A 21,399-nucleotide genomic window follows, 5' to 3' on the forward strand; every position below is an offset into this window, starting at 1 on the left:
GTGAGGATATATAGAAATATATTAAAGAAAGCGGAAGATAGCGAAAAATTTGACTAATTCAGGAGAGTGATAAATGATATGAAAGTAAGGAAAGCCATTATTCCGGCAGCAGGTCTTGGTACTAGGTTTCTACCAGCTACCAAGGCACAGCCAAAGGAGATGCTGCCAATTGTTGATAAGCCTACTATTCAGTATATTATTGAAGAGGCAATAGATGCCGGTATTGAGGATATTTTAATTATTACCGGTAAACATAAAAGGGCTATTGAGGATCATTTTGATAAATCACTGGAGTTAGAGTTTGCTCTTAAGGAAAAGGGTAAAGATGAGTTACTGAGTCTTGTTGAAGAGATTTCTAATTTAGTTGATATTCATTATGTCCGACAGAAAGAACCAAAGGGACTGGGTCATGCCATCTACTGTGCCCGCACCTTTATCGGGGATGAACCCTTTGCTGTTCTGCTGGGTGATGATGTTATGACAGCAGAGGAATCAGTAATCGGGCAGATGATGAAGGTTTTTGCTGAAAAAGGTAATCCAGTATTAGGGGTACAGCAAGTTGCTAAAAAAGATGTCGATAAATATGGGATTGTTAAGTATAGTAGTCAGACAGATCGGGTTTATCAGGTTGATGACCTTATTGAAAAACCTGCCCTTGATGAAGCTCCTTCTAATCTAGCTATTCTTGGTAGGTATATAATTACCCCTGATATATTTCCAATACTGGCTGAGACAAAACCAGGTAGGAATAATGAGATTCAGCTGACAGATGCCCTGCAGGAACTGGCCAGGAAACGTCAAGTCTATGCCTATGATTTTCTGGGTAAGCGTTATGATGTAGGCAATAAAATGGGTTTCCTACAGGCTACTGTGGAGTTTGCCTTAAACAGAGATGACCTGGGTGGAAGATTCAGAAAATATCTGAAAGATGTTTTAAAACAGGAGTAGTCTTATAAGAAGATAAATGGTCGAGAGTGGGGTGTAGGCTTTGGAAAGGTCTTTAACTCATATAATAAATACAAAGTTAGTATATTTATTTATTATTATGGCTGTTTTAATGATAGTCTTTGTTGTTACTTTTACCAATAATTTTGTTAATAACCTGGTATATCAGAATATCTTGAAAATGACCGTGGAGTCTGTTTATTCATCACTAACTCAGTTTGATGAATCACTTCATACCATGGAAAATTTTTATGATAATCTAATTGTTAAGATGGCAGATGATTACCTCCAAAAGATGGAGGAAAAGGGACTGACAGTCCAGGATATGTCTGCAGAGCAGTTTGATAAAGTTTTAGTTGATATACTGGAAAAACATAGGTCTGAATTGAATGTGCTGGGAATTGACAGTGATATATATAGTAATATATATTACTATATAATTAATCCTGCCGGTAGAATAGTAACAACAAATCATTCTATTTATGAGAACGCTGACTTAATAGAATATAAGGATTTAGAAGGCTTGCCGTCAGGAAGATTCTTTTTTCAGAGGTTAACCTATGACCCACTCACTGAATTACCTAAAAAGGATGGGTATATTATATTTGCTAACAGCTATATACTCAAATTCTCTCTTCCCTTTGATGTAGAGCTCTTTGACAGGTTATCAAAGAGAATAAAGTCAATAGAGAAGGATATCAGTTATGTAGAAGAGATTGGTTTTTATAAGGCTAATTATACCCCGGTAAATGAGCTCTTTAAAGAACTTACTGATCAAGATCAGGAATATCTGCGCCGCCTAGGGGAAGAAGACTCAATTAGAAATGATATATCTGCTTATAAATCAGTTTATTATGGCAGGTGGGATACCAGAACAGAGGCTCCCTTTACTAATCAATCCTATTATCTTAAAATGAAACTAGATTTCTCTAAACACCTGGCAGCACTTGGTAAGACGATTTCTATGGTTATTGCTATTATAATATTTTTTACTATTTTGATTATTTTTTTAATTACCCGCAAATTGTCGGCTGATATTACTGCCCCTTTTGCAGAACTGGCTGCGAGTATGAGTCAGTTGACCAATAAGGATTTAGATAATATAGATCAAAACCTGCAGAAGACTGATATTAAAGAGATTAATATGCTGTTGGCCAGTTATCAGGGGATGACTAGTGAATTATCAGCATCTTTTGAGGAATTGAAGGCCATGAATGAAGAGCTGGAGGCATCATATCGGGAAAGCTATAACCTGGCTGAGAATTTGAATAATGTTATTGAGGTAGCAACCAAGCTGACTGGTATAGTCTTTGATGACAGGACAATTTTTTTGAGAGATCTTTTTTATGTAGCCAAGCAGTTAATAACTGAGGCTGATTATGGCAGTGTCTATTTGATTGATGAAGGTGAAAACAGGTATATTGATTCAATAGGCCATGATATTAAAAAACTAAATAATATTCCAATTACACCTGATTATCTTGCTAAACAGGGAACTGTCCAGTTTATTAAAGATATTGAGACTGAGGTTTATGATCCAGCATTTCAGGATATCAGGGCGGCTATTTTAGAGGCTAAAAAACCGATCAAATCCAGTCTGGTTGTACATTTAACAGTTGGAGAAAAAATAGTTGGTGGTCTGGGTTTTGATATTGCTAAAGGAAGTGAATTGTCATTTAGTAAACATTCCATTGAAACAGTAAGGGCTTTTGGTAATCTGGCCTCTGCCTTTTTAACCATGATACAATATAAGAATATTGAGGAGGGTTTCCAGAGGTCGATTATTTTATCAATTATTAATATACTGGAAATACATGATAAGTATACCAAGGGCCATTCTGAAAATGTTGCTGAGATATCTGCCCTTATTGCCCGGGAAATGAATTATCCTGAGAAGGAGATTAAGGTCATTGAATGGGCAGGATTGGTTCATGATATAGGTAAAATTTTGATTAGTAATTCTATTTTAAATAAACCAGGCAGGCTTTCCCGGAAGGAGTTTGAACAGATTAAGCAGCACCCTGTCTGGGGTTATGAGGTGCTGGTTGGTTCAGATGAGTTAAAGGAGATAGCTACTTATATCAGGCATCACCATGAAAGATGGGATGGAACGGGTTATCCAGATCAGCTGTCAGGGGAAGAGATTCCAAAAATAGCTAGAATAATTGCCCTGGCAGATTCATGGGATACTATGAGGAGTGACCGGGTCTACCGCCAAAAACTATCCCTTAATACCGCCAGACAGGAATTAATAGATAATAAGGGGACTCAGTTTGACCCTGAGATTGTTGATATTGCCCTTGAACTAATAGTTGAGGGAAAGATTAAGTAGTTTTGCAGTCACCTTTTGTTTACTCCACATATAATATATGTGGAGGGATGGTGTCTAATGAAGATTTTAATAAGTGGTGGCAACGGCCAGTTAGCACGGGCTGTCAGGGGGGCTCTGCCTGCAGATTGTAGTGTTTTTACACCTGATAGGAGAGAATTAGATGTAAGTTCTTTTTCAGTAGTTGAGGATTATTTTGCTAGAGTCAGACCGGAACTGGTAATCCATACTGCTGCCCTGACAGATGTTGACCGTTGTGAAAAGGAGCCTGGGCTGGCTTTACTGGTTAATGCCAGAGGAAGCCGGAATATTGCCCTGGCCTGTCAGGGATTTAATGCTGAGATGGTTCATATTAGTACTAATTTTATCTTTAATGGTAAGAGCAAGGATTTTTACAGGGAGGATTCTCTACCTGATCCAATAAATATCTATGGCTATTCCAAATTACTGGCCGAGTTTTTTGTCAAGGAACTGCTGAAAAATTATTATATTGTCAGGACTTCCTGGCTTTATGGTGAGGAAGGGAACAATTTTGTAAAACAGATGATAGGGCTTGCCTGCCAGAGGAAACTACTCTGTATTGTAGATGATCAGTGGGCAGCACCAAGCTATACTGTTGACCTGGCAGAAGGGATTTTAAGGCTTGCTGCCAGTAAAAAATATGGAATATATAATATGACAAATAAGGGGTACTGCAGCCGTTTTCAATGGGTTAAGGAAATTATCAGGATAAGTGAAATTGATGTAGAACTTAAAGCAGTAAGTTCAGATTATTTTCCTACTCCGGCAGTAAGGCCTGCTTTTACTGTTTTAAGTAATGATTTACTGGAACAGAAGATAGGTTTCAGGCTGCGCAGTTGGGAGGAGGCCTTAAAGGAGTATTGTCAAAGAAGTGGTAATATTTGAAGTATTTAAATACAGCCAATAAAAAAGAAAGGGTGATGATTAGTGAAATTGAAGGTGGTTTTGGTAGTCTCTCTTGTTGTGATTTTAGTCTCAGCTGGAAGTGTTGGAGCGGTTAAACTTGATTCGGCAAATTTAACAGCAAGATCTCTGGGAATGGGTGGTGCTTTTACTGGACTGGCTGATGATTTAAGCTCATTATATTATAATCCTGCTGGTATGGTGGACAGCGGACTGCTTGGCATCCAGCTTGACCTGGGAACAATGGTCTCTGTTTCAGATGAACTGGATGAATTACAGGATATACCAGATAAGATTAATGATGATAGTATTAGTGATGCTCTTTCGGTTATCCCAGATGATGTAAATTTTATGGGACAGGGGCAGCTGGCAGCTAATTTTAAGTCATTTGGTGTGGCCTATACTAATAAGGCTTTTGCTGAGTCTTCCAACCAGGGTTCTTCGGCCTCTGCTGATTTATTTAATCTACAGGAGGGTGTCTTAAGTCTGGGTAATGAATTAATAGGACTTCCCTTTGGTGTAGGCAGACTGGTTTATGGGATGAATTATAGGTTAATTAAATTAGAAAAGGAATCATATGCGGTTTCATCTGCTACTGAAGTTACGAAGATAGAAAGCGATGATGATAGTTTTGCTATTGACTTGGGTTTATTAATGAATATGACAGATAATTTCAGGGTTGGACTTCAGATTCAGAACCTGATTAAACCGGATTTTGATCTGTCAGGTGATAAAGAGGAGAGTCATTATGATGGTTCTACCTGGGTTATAGATAGTGATAGTTATTCTGAAGAGATGAAACTGGACAGGGTCGGCCGGATAGGGGCTTCATTAAGAGTCCCGATAATTGATCTAACTCTGGCAGCTGATATAGATAATCTAGGTTTCCTATCTGATACAAAGGATGATGAGGTATATCACTTTGGTATAGAAAAAGATATAATCTTTAACGGTTTATCTCTGCGGGCCGGTACCTTCAGCCAGGAAGATGGTGATAACTATCTTACCTGTGGCCTGGGATTAAACCTTAAAGCCTTACACCTTGATATTGCAGCAGCCAGTGATGATAGATTTGATAAGAGTGTTGCTGCTGTGGTTTCTGGAAGGGTGAAGTTTTAGATATTTCCTAAATGTTAACCTCCTCTGGAAAATGAGGGGGTTTTGTTTTTTCGAGATTGTGGATAACTTTGAAGACCGACAGATATATTTGTTTCCCTTGTCGTAAGCTGTAGCGTCCTGCCTCCGCTTACTGTCAAGAAATTGCCTTCCGGTGTCCTACCTCCAGACAATTTCTAGAGTCGTACAACAAATATATCTGTCTGGTTAATAGTTTATTGATTAACTATGTGTAATAAATAGTTTAAGTTAAGAAGGCTGATGTATTTGATTAAGTCTGGCTAGCGGAACCATTTTATTCTTCAAGTAATTTTTAGTATTTGATTTCATCGGTAGTTATTATTTTTTCTTTAAAATATTTGAGTTCATTGATAGTATTGTTAAGTATGTCAATTGCTTCATTGATATTATCAATGGTAGCTACCTCTTCATCCTGGTCTCGATCCCAGATTTTTAGAAGGTTTTCTAGTGTTTCTCGCATTCTATAGCGGCAGGCATCTTTATATTTGTTGCTGGTCATTAAATCAACCATATTTATCCCCCTTTAAACTGACTATAGTGTATATATATATAGTTTGTAAAGTGAGGTTAAAATATACGCACGTGACAAGGGGACGGTTCGTTTGTCACGTGTTTTTGCTTAAAATATGAACCAGTCCTGCCAGTCATCAAGTGGGAATCCTGGATCCAGGAGTTGAGCAAGTTCACTAAGGCTGTTAGGCTGTTTGATAAAGATTTTATTAGCTCTTTTTTTGCCTATGCCTGGTATGGCAGACAGCTGTGCCGGGCTGGCTTTTTTAATTTCAAAGGGCCAGGGTAGGGCTGTAATAGAACGGTAGCCGTGGTCAATGACCCTGACGGTAATAAATTCATGCAGCTTGAGTTCTCCTGGTATACCGATTAAAATGGGATAACTACCAAGTTGTCTCCCATAGGTCAGTTTCCCTCTGCTGGTTTCAGTGAGGACATTGTTTAATACTATTCCCCTGGGGAAAACCCTTTTTAACATAGGCTGGTTTATTTCCCTGTTTATCCTTTCCTTATACTCCTTAAATCTCTGTTGTTCTATTTTAACAGCAGGGTATCTACCCATAGTAACTACCTGTCTGATGTTTATTCTCCTTAACATCAACCCTGCTTCATATATTTTCTTAAGAAATCTATAATTTAGCTCCATGGTCTCCGGCCTTTCACCAGTTAAGCCGTGGAGGAGGTTGATCCCCGGTAATAATCTGGGAACCCCCTTCTTTCGTATCCCGCCAATTTCGTTTAGTATTTCAACGGCTTTAAAGGTTGTACTGGTATCTGATTCAATCTTGTTTTTTTTCAGGACAAGGGGGTCAGCAGATTCCAGACCAAAGGCAGCAATATCACCAGGGGTATTGTATTTGACGATAGTCTTTAAGATTGCCCTGCTTTCCTTTTCATAATTACTTATATTGGCTGGGTTAATATTATCCAGGTGTAATACTTTTAGACTGGGATCAGCCTCCCTTATTCCAGCATAGAGTCTATTTAGTGCCTCTGGATTGGGGACTAGACTATTGCTGTCCCGTACTGCATTAAAGAGCAGGAGGTCGGTCTGGCAGCCCAAACGGTAATAATGGTTGCCGCATTTGGCTAGAGCTTTTACTTCTTTGATTATCTCTTCCGCTTTTCTTTGATAGTATGTTTTTTTTAAACCCTCACTACAGAAAGCACAGTGTGTAGGGCGCGGACATCCTCTGAAGGTCTCGATTTCGCAGACTAGATTGGGATAAAAGGGGTGTTTTCTGGTCAGGGCTGCCCCTTTGACTGCCCAGTTTGCTATATGCCTACTGATTTCAGCTTTGTCAATAGTTTTAGAACTAAGTAATTGATAGAGGTCCAGGCTGGCCAGTTCTCCACAGATATGGTCATAACCTGGTATTTCTTTTTTGACAAGTGTGACAGGACCTCCCAGAACTTTCTGTGGATAATACAGTTTTCGGGATAAGTCCTGAATTTCTTTTAAGGAGATGGGTTTTCCACCAAGGTAATGTCCGGGGACTGTAGTTCCGGCAATGACTATTACCAGGTCAGCCTCTTCAAGTATATTCAGGTACCCGGCCCAGTCGTTTCGCAGGGTATCTATGGTATAGTAGCTGAGGTTTTTTTCTTTAATACCGGTTGATAATAGGGCCCCATAGGTATAGCGGATATGTGGTGAAATATAAGGGGGTACCCCTAAACAGGAAGGTTCATCCAGGTAGCCGTCTATTAGTATAGTTTTGATTTTACTATTTTCCATGCTTTGTCTCCTTTGTGATATATATTTTTAAGGTATACCATGAAATTATGTGATTTAGAAATTGTGGATAACTTTGAAGACCGACAAATATATTTGTTTCCCTTGTCGTGCACCACAGGTACTCCGTATTTAATTAGACCGTACAAGAACAGTTTGAGGTTGCGCTACAGCGTCCTGCTTACGCTTACTATCGAGAAATTGTCTTCCGGTTCACTGACTCTTCTTTTTATTACTCATAGTTGAGTCAGCATCAGGCCATCGAGGCCAAGTTCCGTACCTCCAGCCAATTTCTAGAGTCGTCCAACAAATATATTTGTCTGGATTATTAAAATTAGTTAACTTTGTGTAAGAAATATTCCTAAGTAAAAAAATTAATAATTATTGATTAAGTTTGGGTGGAGAAGCCATTTTGTTCTGAAAAGTTAAAATAAATTAAGTTCTCATTTAATTATAGGGTAAAGAAAAGGGTTTGTCCAGTATTTACCAGCAGGTTTTGTGTTGTTTTCAAAGAAATATACTATATAATAAAAGATGTAATAATAGTTTATAGGGGTGATAAATATAATGAAACAAGGGATTATTTACAGGGGTGTTATGATGGGACTAATAACCTGTTTTCTTATTATTGCTATTCTGTTTGCTTTTAATAATAATCTTGGTGCAGCAGGGGATAATGATTATATCACTTTACAGCCGCATATTATTGATAATCAGGAGATGTTTCAACTGAAAGAACTGGCTGCTCAATATCAATGGCTTTTAGGATATAATGCTGAAAGCAGGAGTATTTATATCAATACCAGGGGAGAACAGCTGAGTTTTTCCCTTGAAGAAGGGGTTATTGATGGGAATCCACTGCCAGTAGCTCCAGTAATCTATCAGGGGAGGACTTATTTGAGTATAGAAGCAGTGAGGACTGTTTTGCAGACAGTTCTGACTGAAGATCTGCCCTCTATGATAGGTGGACTTTATACAGATACTGATAATTATAGTGAAGGAGAGATTATTACAACCTATCTTAGATTATATAATATCGCTCAGGAGAGTGTTTTTCTGAACTTCGGTTCTGGGCAGAGCTATGACCTTGCTTTACTACAAAATGATGAAGAAGTCTGGCGCTGGTCTGAGGGGAAATTCTTTACTATGGCTCTTATCCGCAGAGAACTGGAGTCTGGTAATAAACTGGTTTATGATGTTGAAATTGAAGAAGAGATTAAGCCTGGTGAGTATACCTTAGTGGGGGAGATAGCTACTGTTGAAAATAGGCTGGTTCTTAATCAGATTGGAATTGAGATTAGTGCTGAGCAATAGATTTTGATAATAGTTTTGCATATGTATAAATATAATGAGATATGATTAAGATTATAAGCGGGACCCTACTGGGTTCCTTTTATTTACGGTTAGGATTATAGATAGCTTTGAAGGCCGACAAATATATTTGTTTCCCTTGTCGTGCACCACAGGTACTCCGTATTTAAGCAGAGCGCACAAGAACAGTTTGAGGTTGCGCTACAGCGTCCTGCTTACGCTTACTGTCGAGAAATTGTCTTCCGGTGTCCTACCTCCAGCCAATTTCTAGAGTCGTACAACAAATATATTTGTCTGGCTAATAGTTTATTATTAACTATGTGTAATAAACAGTTGACTTAAGAAAACTGATATATTTGATTAAGTTTGGGTGGCGTAGCCATTTTGTTCTTAAAATTAATTTTTATCAACTCAGGTGCAAATCATGCAGGATTTTAAGGGGAATTGGATAATATTATATAGCAGAGGATGGTGAGAAAAATGAGTGAAAATTTAATAAATGTTGATGATGCATTACAGTTAAAAAGGGATGAAGTGATAGAATATTACAAAAAACATGTAAATCCGTCACTGGCCAAGATGTTTGCTCTGCTCAATTTTGACAGGCATTATGTTCGTGCCAGTGGGACCAGTGTCTGGGATAGTGATGGCAATGAATACCTTGATTTCCTGGGAGGATATGGGGCCTTGAATCTGGGCCATAATCCTCCAGCAGTTCTGGAGGCAATTAAGAAAGTAACAGAGCTGCCTAATATACTGCAGGCTGGTATGGGGACCATGGCCAGTGCTGCCGCCTATAACCTGAGTTTACTTGCACCGGGAGAATTAAGTAACAGTTTTTTTTGTAATAGTGGTACTGAAGCAGTAGAAGGGGCAATTAAAACAGCAAAAATTGCTTCCGGGAAGTCCAGGGTTCTTTATTGTAGGAATTCTTTTCATGGTAAAACAATGGGTTCACTTTCTGTAACAGGACGTGAAAAATACCAGAAACCGTTTGGCCCACTTGTTCCGGGTAATGAACTAGTTGATTATGGTAACCTTAAAGCCCTGGAAGTGATGCTTGAAAATAATGAGTATGCTGCCTTTATTATTGAACCAATACAGGGTGAAGGTGGTATCAATCTTCCAACAGATGAATATTTTAAAGGTGTCCGTGAGTTATGCACAGAACATGATGTGTATTTAATCCTGGATGAGATACAGACTGGTTTCGGCAGGACAGGGAGTCTTTTTGCCTGTCAACAATATGATGTAGTACCTGATATTATGTGTCTGGCCAAATCGCTTGGTGGTGGAGTGATGCCGGTAGGGGCTTTTATAACTACTAAAGAGATCTGGAATAAGGCTTATGGTGGAATGGATAAGGCCCTTTTACACACCTCTACTTTTGGCGGGAATACACTGGCTGCTGCGGCTGCTATTGCAGCTATGAAGGAATTAGTTGATCAGGATTTAAGTCAGCAGGCCCTTGAAAAGGGTAATTATCTCCTGGGGAAATTAAATGAACTTGCTGAAGAATATGATATAATAAAAGAGGTCAGGGGTAGGGGTCTAATGATTGGTCTTGAATTTAATCAACCAGACAGGGGTGTTCTTGATAAACTATCCGGGGGGATAGTTAGTAAACTCTCCCATGAATATATGGGTTCCCTGGTTGCCGGGGCTTTACATAATGAACACCATATTATCACAGCCTATACCCTGAACAATCCTAATGTAATCAGGTTTGAACCACCATTAATTGTTACTTATCAGGAACTTGATAAACTTGTCGAAGCCCTGGAAGATGTTTTTAGCCGGTATAAAGGCCTCTTCGGCATGGCAATAAAAAGTGCTAAAACAGTTATCGGGGGATTGTTTAAAAAATAGTTTAAAATTTCCAAATAAGGCAATAATGTTTCACAAGAAACAATATATGGTATTTTTTTCTTCAATGTAATAGAGGTGATATTTGATGAGGATTGGTGTTTTTAGTGATAGTTATAAACCATATCTTAGTGGGGTAGTAAAATCAATAGAGTCTTTTTCCTATCAGCTCAGGAAAAAAGGCCATCAGGTCTATATCTTTGCACCTGATTATCCAGAGGCTGAAAAGAAGAAGGATGTTTTTCGCTTTCGTTCTCTGCCTGTACCGACAAATGATGATTTTCGTCTGGCCATTCCTATTTCCAGTCATATAATACAGCAGGTAAAGAAGCTGGAGTTGGATATAATTCATACCCACTCACCATTTATGATGGGTTGGCTGGGGCGTCATGTGGCGCAAAAATTATCGCTCCCACTTGTTTTTACCTATCATACCCTGTATGGGGAATATGCCCACTATGCCCCTTTTGCTAAGGGGCTGGCCCGCAAGTTGGTTGTTAAATATAGTAGGGATTACTGTCAGACCTGTGATATAGTAATAACCCCTACTGAATTTGTTAAGAAAAGGCTCTTGTCTTATGGAATTACTACCCCTGTTAGGACTATTCCCACAGGTATAAGTCTGGAGCCATATCAAGCCAGTAATGGTAAAGATATAAGAGAAAGATATAAGGATTCCGCTGATGAAAAATTATTGTTATTTGTAGGTCGTCTGGGGCAGGAAAAGAATGTTGAGTTATTAATAAAATCTTTCAAGGTTGTTAGAGAGAATCTAAGTAAATGCAAATTATTGATTATTGGTGATGGACCTGAGCGGAAGAAATTGGCGAGGATGAGTCGTAAACTCTTAGTGGATGATTATGTTGTCTTCACAGGGCAACTAAGTTATGATAAGGTGATTGATTATTACTGTGGTTGTGACCTTTTTGTTTTTCCCTCAGTTACTGAGACCCAGGGTCTGGTAATTTTAGAGGCAATGGCAGGAGGGATGCCTGTAACAGCAATTAATGCTGCTGGTTCTTCCATTATGGTTGACAATAATATTAATGGGATATTGACTAAAGATGATTATTACCTCTTTGCTAATGGTATTATTGATATTTTGACCGATGAAGAGAAATATAAGTATCTAAAGGAAAATGCCCTTAAAAAAGCAGCAGACCTTTCCATGGATAAAATGGCTGATAGATTAATCGCCAGTTACCAGGAGGCTTTATCTCAGCAAAGGGCTAAAAAATCACTGGCTTGAAATAGATAATGCCAACTGGTTATTATTGGATTGGTATGCTATAATATTAATGTACAGTAATTTAAATATTATTTTGTGAGGGATACAGGGGGGATGATAAATGATTGCTAGTAGATTGAGCCTATCTATTAATCAGCAGATGGCATTAGAGTTTTTAAAAAAAGAATTAGTAAAGAAGAATTATTCAATAGAAGAATATATCATATTTGGCTCTGTAGCTCGTGGAGAGGCTGAAGCTGGTTCTGATCTTGATGTTTTAGCCTTATCATCTAAACCTATTAGTCATAAGGAAAAACATAATATCTATGGTATAGTTACAGAGATAAACTTAAAATATGATACGAATTTAAGTATTTTATTAATTGATAAAGCCGGTTGGAGTACTGGGTTATATTCTATTTTATCTATTAAAGATGAGATTGAACGAGACGGGGTTAGATTTTAATGGATGAAAACACTCTTCAAATGGCCAAATATTGGTTCGAAAAGGCTAAAAAAAGTTTAAAAACAGCTAAATATGAGTTTAATCGTAAAAATATAGACTTTTGTGTAAATCGTCTTTATTATGCTGCCTTTTATGCTGTCAGTGCACTTCTAATTGTCAAAGGTAAAAGTTATAAAAAGCATAGTGCTGTTAGAATAGCCCTGCATCGTGATTTTGTCAAAACCGGCTTGATACCTGTTAAATATGGTAAACTCTATGATGCTTTATTACGCGATCGGGAAGAAGCGGATTATGTTGCTTTTGTAGATTTTGATAAAGGAGTTATTAAGGAAGAATTAATTGAGACTATGCACTTTATTAATATATTTGAATCTCTTTTACAAGAAGAGATAAAAGAGAAGAAGAAATAGAGCAACAAAGTGATAAATAGGGTTAAATAGTTTCATTGACGGTAGTATAGAGAAATGATATAATTTGATTATAAATATACATAACTGGTATATATTAGGCTTATTTATTGATTAATGTAAATAAAAGGGGGATATCATGGGTTTAAATCTTAAGAACTGTCCTCGTTGTGGTAAATTGTTTGCCAAAAAGGGTGATAGTGACTTATGTCCGATTTGTGCTGATGGAGAAGAAGAGGATTTCAAGAAGGTTAAAGAATTTTTATGGGACAACCCCAATGCTACTATAGAAGTGGTTCATGAAAAGACTGGTGTTAGCAGAGAGAGGATCATACATTTTATTCGCGAAGATCGGTTGATTGCTGAGGGATTGGATCTAGAATTATTGATAGAATGTGAACGATGTGGTGAACTTATTTCCCATGGGCGTTTCTGTGAAAAGTGCCAGCAAGAGTTGGTATCTGGATTTAGGACTGGTAAAAAGACAAAGAGGAAAAAGGAGCCGGATCAAAATGATACTGAAAATACACGGATGTATTTATTTGACCGGATAAATAGAAAGAATAGATAATGTATTTATTTTTAATGAAGGGCAGAACAGTTATTAAATAACTGTTCTGCTTTTTTTTATCTTTAAGAGAGTATCAATTTTCATGACAATAGGTCTGGAAATTCTTTTATGTGTATTATGGAGTATAATAGATAAAAAGAGAGTTATAATGATTTAGTTAGTGATAGCTGCTTTTAATGCTATTTAAGATATTGTTTGATTTTACGATAAAGTAAATAAGATGAGAAGAATAGAATAAATAAGGCAGATAAGATTAATAATGTGAAGAGAGATTGAGGTGATTTGATGCGTGTCTATCAGGCAAATAATCAGAAGGTCAGGTATCTGGATAATAATAGGCAGAACAAGTTCAAGGCCCAGGGGGCAGGTAAGGGTTCTGATAAGGTGCTTATCTCTAAAAAGGCTTTAAATATAAAGGACCTCCAGCAGGATCTGGCTAAAATACCTGAAATCAGGGAAGAAAAGGTTCAGGCCCTGAAAGAACAGATCCAGTCCGGGACATATCAGGTATCAGCCCGGTCTATTGCCCAGCGACTACTAAATAATGATCTGGAGTGAGAATTTTGCCCTTAAGTGAATTCAAAGAGATATTTAAAAAGGAATATGAGCATTATTGTATCTTACTTGATAAGGCTCAGAGCAAGCAGCAGGCAATTATGGAAAACGACATAGATAAGTTAGCAGAGATTGTTAGTGATGAACAGGAGATTATAGAACTGATTGAAGAACTAGAGTCGAAGAGACACTCTTTTTTAAATGATTTTGCCGCAGAGGAAAAGACAGCTGGTAAGGGATTTTCTTTTATTGAACTAATGGCTTTTATGCCAGAAGAGAAAGAAGAGATGCAGGAGTTAAAGGCTGATTTTCTGGCTGTTCTTGATCAACTACAGCAGATAAATGAAGAGAATAAGCAGTTAATTGAGGATTCACTTAAAATTACTGAATACTCCTTACAGGTTATTAGGCAGGCTGTGGGTAGAGAGAATGTATACAGCAAAAATGATAATTCAGATTTATTTAAGCAGACAAATCACATAGTAAATAAAAAAATATAATTTAAATAGATATTAGATAATAAACTCCAAAGGAGGTATTTAATTTTATGTCCGCTAATCCATATCAAAAGTACAAAAATGCTCAGTATGAAACAGCCAGTCCAGAACAGTTATTGCTCATGTTATATAATGGTGCCATCAAATTTGCCGGTCAAGCCCGTATAGGACTGGAAGAAAAAAATATTGAAGTAGCCAATAACAAATTAAAAAAGACCCAGGATATTATAAATGAATTGATGGTTTCTTTGGACTTAGACCAGGGTGGAGAGATAGCAGGAAACCTATATAGTTTATATGAATACATGAATCGGCGCTTAATTCAGGCTAATATCAGGAAAGACCCTAAAATTGTTGATGAGGTAGTGGGACTTTTAAGTGAGATTAAGGAGTCCTGGGAAGAAGTAATTACTAAGATGAGACAGGGGACGGTTCAATCAGCTGGGGGCTTAAACATTGAAGGATAAAAGACGATATACTGAACTGTTTCTATTACTTGATAAAAAGTTAGAACTATTTGAGGGATTAATACAACTATCCAGGAAACAAACAGGAGTTATTGAAGCCGAAAAATGGGATGAACTGCAGTCTCTACTTGATAAAAAAGAAGTACTAATGCAGAAGGCAGATAAACTGGAAGAAGAACTGCAGCCTATTACTGAAAAAACTATTGAGAATTATGATTTAAACAAGGACAATTGGGCAGAAGAAATCCAGGGGATTACAGAAATACCAGAAAACATTAAAGATACTGTAAAAAAACTGGATGATAGGATTAGGGAGTTAAGGAAAATACATAATCAAAACCTGCTAGATATTAAAGGAAAGAGGCAGGAATTAAACGAGGGTATGATGAAACTCCAGGATGGGCGTAGAGCCAATAAAGGATATAATAATATCCAGAGGGTGTATTCAACATTTATTGATCAAAAGAGTTAATTATTATCAATATAAATTTTAAAATAAATCAAAACTCTGAAAGGGGGGGACAAAGTGAGGGTCGAGGGTTTAGATATGTCCCAACAGCAGCTGGGGACACAACATAAGCAGAGTGCAGAGGTAGTCAATATTATTCTTGAGGAAAATAAAAAGAATGAGGATAAAGATTTCTCAGATGTTGAATTAGAGGAAAGTGTTGAGGAACTTAATGATACCATAGAGGCCTTGCATAAGGACTTAAGATTTCAGATACACGAAGGTTCAGAAAGGATGATGGTGGAGGTTATTAATCTGGATAACAATGAGATAATCAAAGAAATTCCACCTAAAGAAGTACTCGACATGATCGGCCGTATCAGGGAGATGGTCGGCCTATTAATAGATGAGAAAATATAGTTTAAATTATTTATTCCAGAAGGGAAGTCATCTATGACAGTTGATGCTAAGAAGATATGTGAGATATTAAAAACAGAGTATCAGTTATACCAGTCTATCTATCAACTGGCCCGACGGAAACAGGATATTATTATAGCAGAAGATTTAGAAGGACTGGAAGAGATTGTGAAAAAAGAAGAAAAACTCCTGGGTGAAGTCCAAAAAATGGAGGAAGCAAGATTAGAGTTGGTAGATACTAATCTGGACGACCTATTATCTAGGGTAGATAAACCAAACAAACAGGAATTAGATGACTTGAGGAATCGCTTAGTTTCTCTAACACTTAAACTAAAAGAACAGAACTTGTTAAATAATCAACTCATAGAAGATTCACTTACTCTAGTTAATATTAAATTAAATCTAGCAAAAAACAATGGGGGTACAAAGACCTACAGTAAAAAGGGATTAGTCAAGAAATCCGGGAGTACTTTTGTTAATAGAAGGGCATAGTTTATAGAAGGGGGTTAGGTAAATGTCTTCAACATTTGGTGGAGTAGAATTGGGTAAAAGGGCACTACAGACTCAGCAGAAATCACTGGGTGTAGTTGGGCATAATATTGCTAATGCTGCTAATAAGTACTATTCACGGCAGCGGGCGATTCAAAGCACAACTATTCCTTATACTTCCCCGTCAATGTACAATAGTACAGGGGCTGGACAGATAGGTACTGGTGTCTATGTTAAGGAAATAAACAGGATGAGGGATGAATTTATTGATACACGTATTAGGTATGAAAATCAGGGTTTAGGCGCCTGGACTATCAGGAAACAAAACCTGCAGCAGATAGAAAGTATTTACAATGAACTGGATAATGGGGGGTTAAAGAATAACCTGAATGACTTCTTTCTGAGTTTTCAAGAGCTGAAAGGGGATGATGGAAGTAATAATTCTAGCAGGGAAGCAGTTATCCGGACTGCTGAAACTCTAGCAACACAGATGAATCATATTAACAGCTCCTTAATGGAGTTCAGGAAACAGCTGGGTAGTGAGATAGAGAATAAAATCGATGAGGTCAATGATTTGACTTCAAGGATTGCTGATTTGAATAAACAGATTAAGGCTATTGAGGCGGATACAACTAAAGCTGCTAATGACCTTTGTGATGAGAGGGATGCTTTAATTGATGACCTTTCCAAAATAATCGATATTCAGGTCAGGATTGACAGTGAAAACCAGGCCCAGGTCAGTTTAAATGGGATTGGCATTGTCAATGGTGATGATTCCAGGGAAATTATTGCCGAGGCTAATGATGTTAGCAGAACATCTGATGATGGCAACAGGACTTATAATGATGGTGAATTTGATAAATATACCTTTACTATTGATGGTAATGAGGCCCATATTGATAGTGGCGAAATATATGGATTAATGACTGTCCGCGAAGAGATAGCTGACCAGAAGATGAACAAACTGGACCTCCTGGCTGAAAGTTTAATAGAGGAAGTCAATGCTATTCATAAGCAGGGTTATGGAAAAAATGACCTGGGCATGACAGAGATGGTTTCAGCAGAACAGACAGATACAGGAGATCCCCTTGACGGGAATACTAGTACTATTCAGGTTTTAGTAAATGATGGTACTACTACAACTCCTACTGATATAACTATTAATAGTGGTGATAGTCTGGCAGATATAGCTGCCAGTATTAATTCAGTTGCCAATGTTACTGCAACTGTTAATGGAGACAGGTTGGAGATTGAGAGTGCAGCTGGTTATACAATAGATATTGTTGATAGGAGTACAGGTGATGAGGTCAATGCCATTGAAGAGTTGGGGTTAAGGGGTACTGGGGCAGGGCGTGATTTCTTTTCTGGTAGTGATGCCTCCAGTATAACAGTCAGTGACCAGATCTTAGATCATCCAGAAAATATTGCAGCAGCTTCTATGGCCGCCGATTCTGACGGTAAGAAAGGAAATGACTATGTAGGTGACCAGTCTATTGCCTTAAAGATTGCCCAGTTAGCAACAGAGACTTCTATCCCAGAGTTAGGTAATGCAAGTTTTAATGAATTTTGGGAGACCCAGGCCAGTCACTTGGGTATTCAAATCAGCCAGGCAGAGGCGATGGAGACCAATCAGAAGGTACTACTTGGTTCATTAGAAGAGAAGAAACAGGAGGTATCTGGGGTTTCGCTGGATGAGGAATTTACGGAAATGATTAAGTTTCAGCACGGTTATAATGCCGCTTCTAAGGTTGTTTCAATTATGGATGAGATGTTGGATACTTTAATTAATGGAATAATATAGTAGAGAAAGGGGGTAATGTATAATGTCGCGTATAACCAATAATATGATGATCAGTGACTTTTTGTCTAATTATAATAAAAGCCAGAGTAAACTCAACAAATATATGAATCAATTGTCTACAGGTGATAAATTCAGCAGGATTTCAGAGGAACCTATTGATGCCGTTAAGTCAATGAGACTGGACACAACTCTTAGTTTCAATCAACAATATCAGGACAATGCTGAAGGGGGAATTAGCTGGTTAAAACTAACTGATGAAGCCCTAAATGAAGTTGTTAAGACCCTGCGTACTCTTCGTACTGATGCTGTTGCGGCTGCTACTGGCACAATGACTCCAGAGTCCCGCCAGAAGGTACAGCAGAAAGTTGATCAGTTAAGAGAACACCTGGTTGAGATAGCTAATACTAAATATGCAGACAGTTATATTTTTAATGGTGTTAAGACAAAGGTTAAACCATATCAGGGTGCAGATTCATTAAACCCTACTGCTTATGAGGCTAATGGAGCTGTGTCTACTGGCAAACTGGACCGTGAGGTCGGTGCCGGGACAGTTGTTGATATTAATGTAACAGGCCCAGAAATAGGTTTTGGTCAGATGTTTGCTGATATATATAATTTCAGTGAGGCCCTGGCCAATGATGATTCAGCTGAAATACAGAACAGCTTGGATAATATTGATACCCATATTGAGAATGTATTAGTTGCCCGGGCCCAGGTTGGTTCCCGTCAAAACAGGTTAGAGCTGGGGGCTGACAGGTTATCAGCCCAGGAGGTAACCTATACTGATATACTTTCTAAGACAGCTGATACTGATGTAGCAGAAACTATTATGAAATATAAGAATGAGGAGAATGTCTTTAGAATAGCCCTGGCAACTGGAGCAGGTATCATGCAGCCTACTTTAATGGATTTTCTTACCTAGCTTTAAAATTTTGATAGAATAGATTGATAGGTGGTAAGATATGAATATACCTCAACTTGAGATAAGTTTTACTATGGCCCAGATTGATATGAACTGGACAAGGGGTTCGATGGTGATAGAACAAAGCACACCACAACTTTACATAGACTATGGCAATAGTCGTCCCTATCAGGTGGTAGGTGATATGGAGATCTCTAATCCTCCGGCAGAAATGGATATTGATTATACTAAAGTATTAGAAGACTTGGGTTATAGAAAACTCCATTCCCTGATAAACTTTATGGACAATCAGGCTAAAGAAAAAACAATTGAGGCTATTAAGGAGGATTCTCAGGATGGGGATTACCTGGGCAAACTCGAACTAGGAGGAAACAGGATTGCTCAGTTAGCCAGAACTAAGCTGTTAGAAGAGGAACATGAAGTTAATGTAGAATTGTTGCCTAAACAACCAGCAGAGATTAATATTAAGACAAATCCGGTAAAAGTAACCGTCAAGCCAGCAGATATAGATGTCGAGACAAATTTTGTTTTCCCTAAGGCTAAAATTCAGCCTGATCAGGTAGAGATATATCTGGCCCAGAAAGGGGAATTAGATATTAAGCTTGTAGAACATCAGATAGATATGAAGGTTTAATCTTCCGGGAGATGAGTATATGTTAGTAGAAACCAGTAACTTTGGTAAGATTGAGATTAAAAAGGACAAAATTTTAGATTTTGTGGAACCTATTTTAGGCTTTGAGGATTATAATAAATTTACGATAATTGATAATCTGGAAGATGATATATTTTACTGGCTGCAGTCTCTTGATAGAGCAGATCTCTCCTTTATTATGATTAACCCCCTGGCCTTTGTTGATGACTATAAGATTAGTATACCTCTAAAGTATCAACAGAAACTCAAATTGGCGGAAGACTCTGAAGTAGTTTTCTATACTATTGTGGTTATTGACCAGTCTACAGGGGATATACGGACAAATTTAAGGGCTCCAGTCATTATTAATGCAGAGAATAATAAAGCAGTTCAGCTTGTACTGGATGAGGAATATCCAACACGCTTTTATCTCTTTAAAACAGATCCAGTAGTAGAAGAAACAGGGTAGGCCAGGGGGTAGTTCATGTTAATATTGACCAGGAAAAAGGATGAGAGTATCATCATAGATGATAAGATCAAGATAAAGGTAATAGATATTGACGGTAATCGGGTTCAACTGGGAATATCGGCTCCCGAATCTATTACTATCCACCGGGAAGAGGTCTATCTGGAGATCCAGGAAGAGAACAAAATGGCAGCTCTGGAAAAAGTTAATCTCTCAGAACTGGCAGCTAATCTAAAAAAAGGGGCATCTCAAACGAAGAATAAAAAAGGCGAATAGTGGAACTGGCTGGTAGATTATCTCAAAGAACAGGACTTTTAGTCTATTAATATTTATCAGCTATTTACGATAAGTATATTGCAGGGAGGCATGGAGGCTTTCCTGACAAAATACATCAAGGAGGATGATTGGTATGATTATCAATCACAATATTAGTTCCATGAACGCTTTGAGGAATCTTAGCGTAAACTCAAATGAGATGTCCAAAACAATGGAGAAGTTATCATCAGGTTACCGGATTAACCGTGCTGCTGATGATGCTGCCGGGCTGGCTATCTCCGAAAAAATGCGTGCTCAGATTAGTGGTCTTAACCAGGCACAGCGTAATGCTCAGGATGGCATCTCCCTGATGCAGACTGCTGAAGGTGCTATGGCTGAAGTACATAGTATGTTAAGGAGGATGCGTGACCTGGCTATCCAGGCTGCTAACGGAACCAATGATGCTGATGACAAGGCCAAACTCCAGTCTGAGGTTGACCAGCTAGTATCCGAAATCAGTGGTATTGCTGTCAGAACAGAATTTAATGGTATGAAACTATTAAATGGAGATGTTACAGATGTATCCTTCCAGATTGGTGCTAATTCTCACCAGACTATTCAGGTCGGTATGACAGACATGAGAATTACTGGTGGGGCAGATGCAGCTATCACTGCCCTTGCTGGCTTAAGTATTGAAACTGGTACTGATGCTCAGTCTGCTATTGATACCCTGGATGCAGCTATTAGTTCCATTTCAGCTACACGTTCTGATTTTGGTGCTGTGCAGAACAGGTTGGAACACACCATTAAGAATCTAGCTACTACTGAAGAAAATCTGCAGGCCTCTGAATCTCGTATTCGTGATGCAGATATGGCTGCTCAAATGGCTGATTTAACTAAAAATCAGATTCTTCAGCAGGCCGGTACTGCTATGTTAGCCCAGGCTAATACTAAATCCCAGACTGTTTTATCACTACTGGGATAGTTAAAAACTATATTTAAGGTAGAAGATACCAACCGGT

Annotated in this window: 24 protein-coding genes; 22 read left to right on the forward strand and 2 right to left on the reverse strand. The window is 38.0% G+C overall.

The annotated features are described in order from the left end of the window. The first annotated feature begins 78 nt into the window (after positions 1–78). Genes galU through traF form a run of 4 tightly spaced genes read left to right on the forward strand, consistent with a single transcriptional unit; the run spans position 79 to position 5,317 of the window. The gene (gene galU, locus D7D81_RS04920) at positions 79–948 is read left to right on the forward strand and encodes a UTP--glucose-1-phosphate uridylyltransferase GalU (RefSeq protein ID WP_125987849.1); all 870 of its coding nucleotides are present in this window, start codon (positions 79–81) and stop codon (positions 946–948) included. Between the two features lie 40 nt (positions 949–988). After that, the gene (locus tag D7D81_RS19790) at positions 989–3,277 is read left to right on the forward strand and encodes an HD domain-containing phosphohydrolase (protein ID WP_205739338.1); all 2,289 of its coding nucleotides are present in this window, start codon (positions 989–991) and stop codon (positions 3,275–3,277) included. Between the two features lie 57 nt (positions 3,278–3,334). Next, positions 3,335–4,180 carry a dTDP-4-dehydrorhamnose reductase gene (rfbD, locus tag D7D81_RS04930; protein WP_125987851.1) on the forward strand — a complete coding sequence of 282 codons (846 nt, stop codon included), beginning with the start codon at positions 3,335–3,337 and terminating at the stop codon, positions 4,178–4,180. Between the two features lie 42 nt (positions 4,181–4,222). Next, entirely contained in the window at positions 4,223–5,317 is a 1,095-nt protein-coding gene (gene traF, locus D7D81_RS04935; RefSeq protein ID WP_125987853.1) for a conjugal transfer protein TraF, read from the forward strand. A 310-nt stretch (positions 5,318–5,627) separates the two neighbouring features. On the opposite strand, the gene D7D81_RS04940 is transcribed toward traF, so the two are convergent. Together D7D81_RS04940 and D7D81_RS04945 are read right to left on the reverse strand one after the other, a co-directional pair. Then, complete coding sequence (locus D7D81_RS04940; RefSeq protein WP_125987855.1) at positions 5,628–5,846, reverse strand: hypothetical protein; 219 nt, start codon at positions 5,844–5,846, stop codon at positions 5,628–5,630. 108 nt (positions 5,847–5,954) lie between these two features. Further along, entirely contained in the window at positions 5,955–7,583 is a 1,629-nt protein-coding gene (locus tag D7D81_RS04945; RefSeq protein ID WP_125987857.1) for a radical SAM protein, read from the reverse strand. A gap of 564 nt (positions 7,584–8,147) precedes the next feature. Here D7D81_RS04945 and D7D81_RS04950 point away from each other — a divergent pair. From D7D81_RS04950 to D7D81_RS05035, 18 genes are all read left to right on the forward strand, one after another. Next, on the forward strand, positions 8,148–8,894 hold the full coding sequence (locus tag D7D81_RS04950) for a BsuPI-related putative proteinase inhibitor (RefSeq protein ID WP_125987859.1): 747 nt from the start codon (positions 8,148–8,150) through the stop codon (positions 8,892–8,894). A gap of 477 nt (positions 8,895–9,371) precedes the next feature. Then, positions 9,372–10,760: an aspartate aminotransferase family protein gene (locus D7D81_RS04955; RefSeq protein ID WP_125987861.1), complete on the forward strand. Its 1,389-nt coding sequence runs from the start codon at positions 9,372–9,374 to the stop codon at positions 10,758–10,760. 85 nt (positions 10,761–10,845) lie between these two features. Then, on the forward strand, positions 10,846–12,006 hold the full coding sequence (locus tag D7D81_RS04960) for a glycosyltransferase family 4 protein (RefSeq protein WP_164522116.1): 1,161 nt from the start codon (positions 10,846–10,848) through the stop codon (positions 12,004–12,006). 100 nt (positions 12,007–12,106) lie between these two features. Continuing rightward, positions 12,107–12,451, forward strand: coding sequence for a nucleotidyltransferase domain-containing protein (locus D7D81_RS04965; RefSeq protein WP_125987865.1), 345 nt, complete (start codon positions 12,107–12,109; stop codon positions 12,449–12,451). Further along, positions 12,451–12,861, forward strand: a complete 411-nt coding sequence (locus D7D81_RS04970; protein WP_125987867.1) for a HEPN domain-containing protein — start codon at positions 12,451–12,453, stop codon at positions 12,859–12,861. The genes D7D81_RS04965 and D7D81_RS04970 overlap by 1 nt, the downstream gene beginning before the upstream one ends. Positions 12,862–12,997: 136 nt before the next feature. Beyond that, positions 12,998–13,429, forward strand: a complete 432-nt coding sequence (locus D7D81_RS04975) for a TIGR03826 family flagellar region protein (RefSeq protein WP_125987869.1) — start codon at positions 12,998–13,000, stop codon at positions 13,427–13,429. A gap of 285 nt (positions 13,430–13,714) precedes the next feature. After that, positions 13,715–13,987, forward strand: a complete 273-nt coding sequence (flgM, locus tag D7D81_RS04980; protein WP_164522117.1) for a flagellar biosynthesis anti-sigma factor FlgM — start codon at positions 13,715–13,717, stop codon at positions 13,985–13,987. Positions 13,988–13,992: 5 nt separating this feature from the next. Beyond that, positions 13,993–14,484 carry a flagellar protein FlgN gene (locus D7D81_RS04985; RefSeq protein WP_164522118.1) on the forward strand — a complete coding sequence of 164 codons (492 nt, stop codon included), beginning with the start codon at positions 13,993–13,995 and terminating at the stop codon, positions 14,482–14,484. A 47-nt stretch (positions 14,485–14,531) separates the two neighbouring features. Then, positions 14,532–14,948 carry a flagellar export chaperone FliS gene (gene fliS, locus D7D81_RS04990; protein ID WP_125987875.1) on the forward strand — a complete coding sequence of 139 codons (417 nt, stop codon included), beginning with the start codon at positions 14,532–14,534 and terminating at the stop codon, positions 14,946–14,948. Further along, complete coding sequence (gene flgN / locus D7D81_RS04995) at positions 14,938–15,420, forward strand: flagellar export chaperone FlgN (protein WP_125987877.1); 483 nt, start codon at positions 14,938–14,940, stop codon at positions 15,418–15,420. Before fliS ends, flgN begins: the two co-directional genes overlap by 11 nt. Before the next feature lie 54 nt (positions 15,421–15,474). Further along, positions 15,475–15,816 (forward strand): flagellar protein FlaG, encoded by a 342-nt coding sequence (locus D7D81_RS05000; protein WP_286170226.1) that lies wholly within the window; start codon positions 15,475–15,477, stop codon positions 15,814–15,816. A 33-nt stretch (positions 15,817–15,849) separates the two neighbouring features. Beyond that, positions 15,850–16,305, forward strand: a complete 456-nt coding sequence (locus D7D81_RS05005; RefSeq protein ID WP_125987879.1) for a flagellar protein FlgN — start codon at positions 15,850–15,852, stop codon at positions 16,303–16,305. Between the two features lie 22 nt (positions 16,306–16,327). After that, positions 16,328–18,103, forward strand: a complete 1,776-nt coding sequence (flgK, locus tag D7D81_RS05010; RefSeq protein ID WP_125987881.1) for a flagellar hook-associated protein FlgK — start codon at positions 16,328–16,330, stop codon at positions 18,101–18,103. A 22-nt stretch (positions 18,104–18,125) separates the two neighbouring features. Beyond that, positions 18,126–19,025 (forward strand): flagellar hook-associated protein FlgL, encoded by a 900-nt coding sequence (flgL, locus tag D7D81_RS05015; protein WP_125987883.1) that lies wholly within the window; start codon positions 18,126–18,128, stop codon positions 19,023–19,025. Between the two features lie 40 nt (positions 19,026–19,065). After that, positions 19,066–19,659 (forward strand): DUF6470 family protein, encoded by a 594-nt coding sequence (locus D7D81_RS05020; RefSeq protein ID WP_125987885.1) that lies wholly within the window; start codon positions 19,066–19,068, stop codon positions 19,657–19,659. Positions 19,660–19,678: 19 nt separating this feature from the next. Further along, positions 19,679–20,125: a flagellar assembly protein FliW gene (gene fliW / locus D7D81_RS05025; RefSeq protein ID WP_125987887.1), complete on the forward strand. Its 447-nt coding sequence runs from the start codon at positions 19,679–19,681 to the stop codon at positions 20,123–20,125. A gap of 15 nt (positions 20,126–20,140) precedes the next feature. Beyond that, the gene (csrA, locus tag D7D81_RS05030) at positions 20,141–20,398 is read left to right on the forward strand and encodes a carbon storage regulator CsrA (protein ID WP_125987889.1); all 258 of its coding nucleotides are present in this window, start codon (positions 20,141–20,143) and stop codon (positions 20,396–20,398) included. A gap of 133 nt (positions 20,399–20,531) precedes the next feature. Then, complete coding sequence (locus tag D7D81_RS05035; RefSeq protein WP_125987891.1) at positions 20,532–21,362, forward strand: flagellin N-terminal helical domain-containing protein; 831 nt, start codon at positions 20,532–20,534, stop codon at positions 21,360–21,362. Positions 21,363–21,399 lie beyond the last annotated feature (37 nt).

This window comes from Halocella sp. SP3-1 (genome assembly GCF_003953885.1).
In the GTDB taxonomy this organism is placed as follows: Bacteria; Bacillota; Halanaerobiia; order Halanaerobiales; family DTU029; genus Iocasia; species Iocasia fonsfrigidae.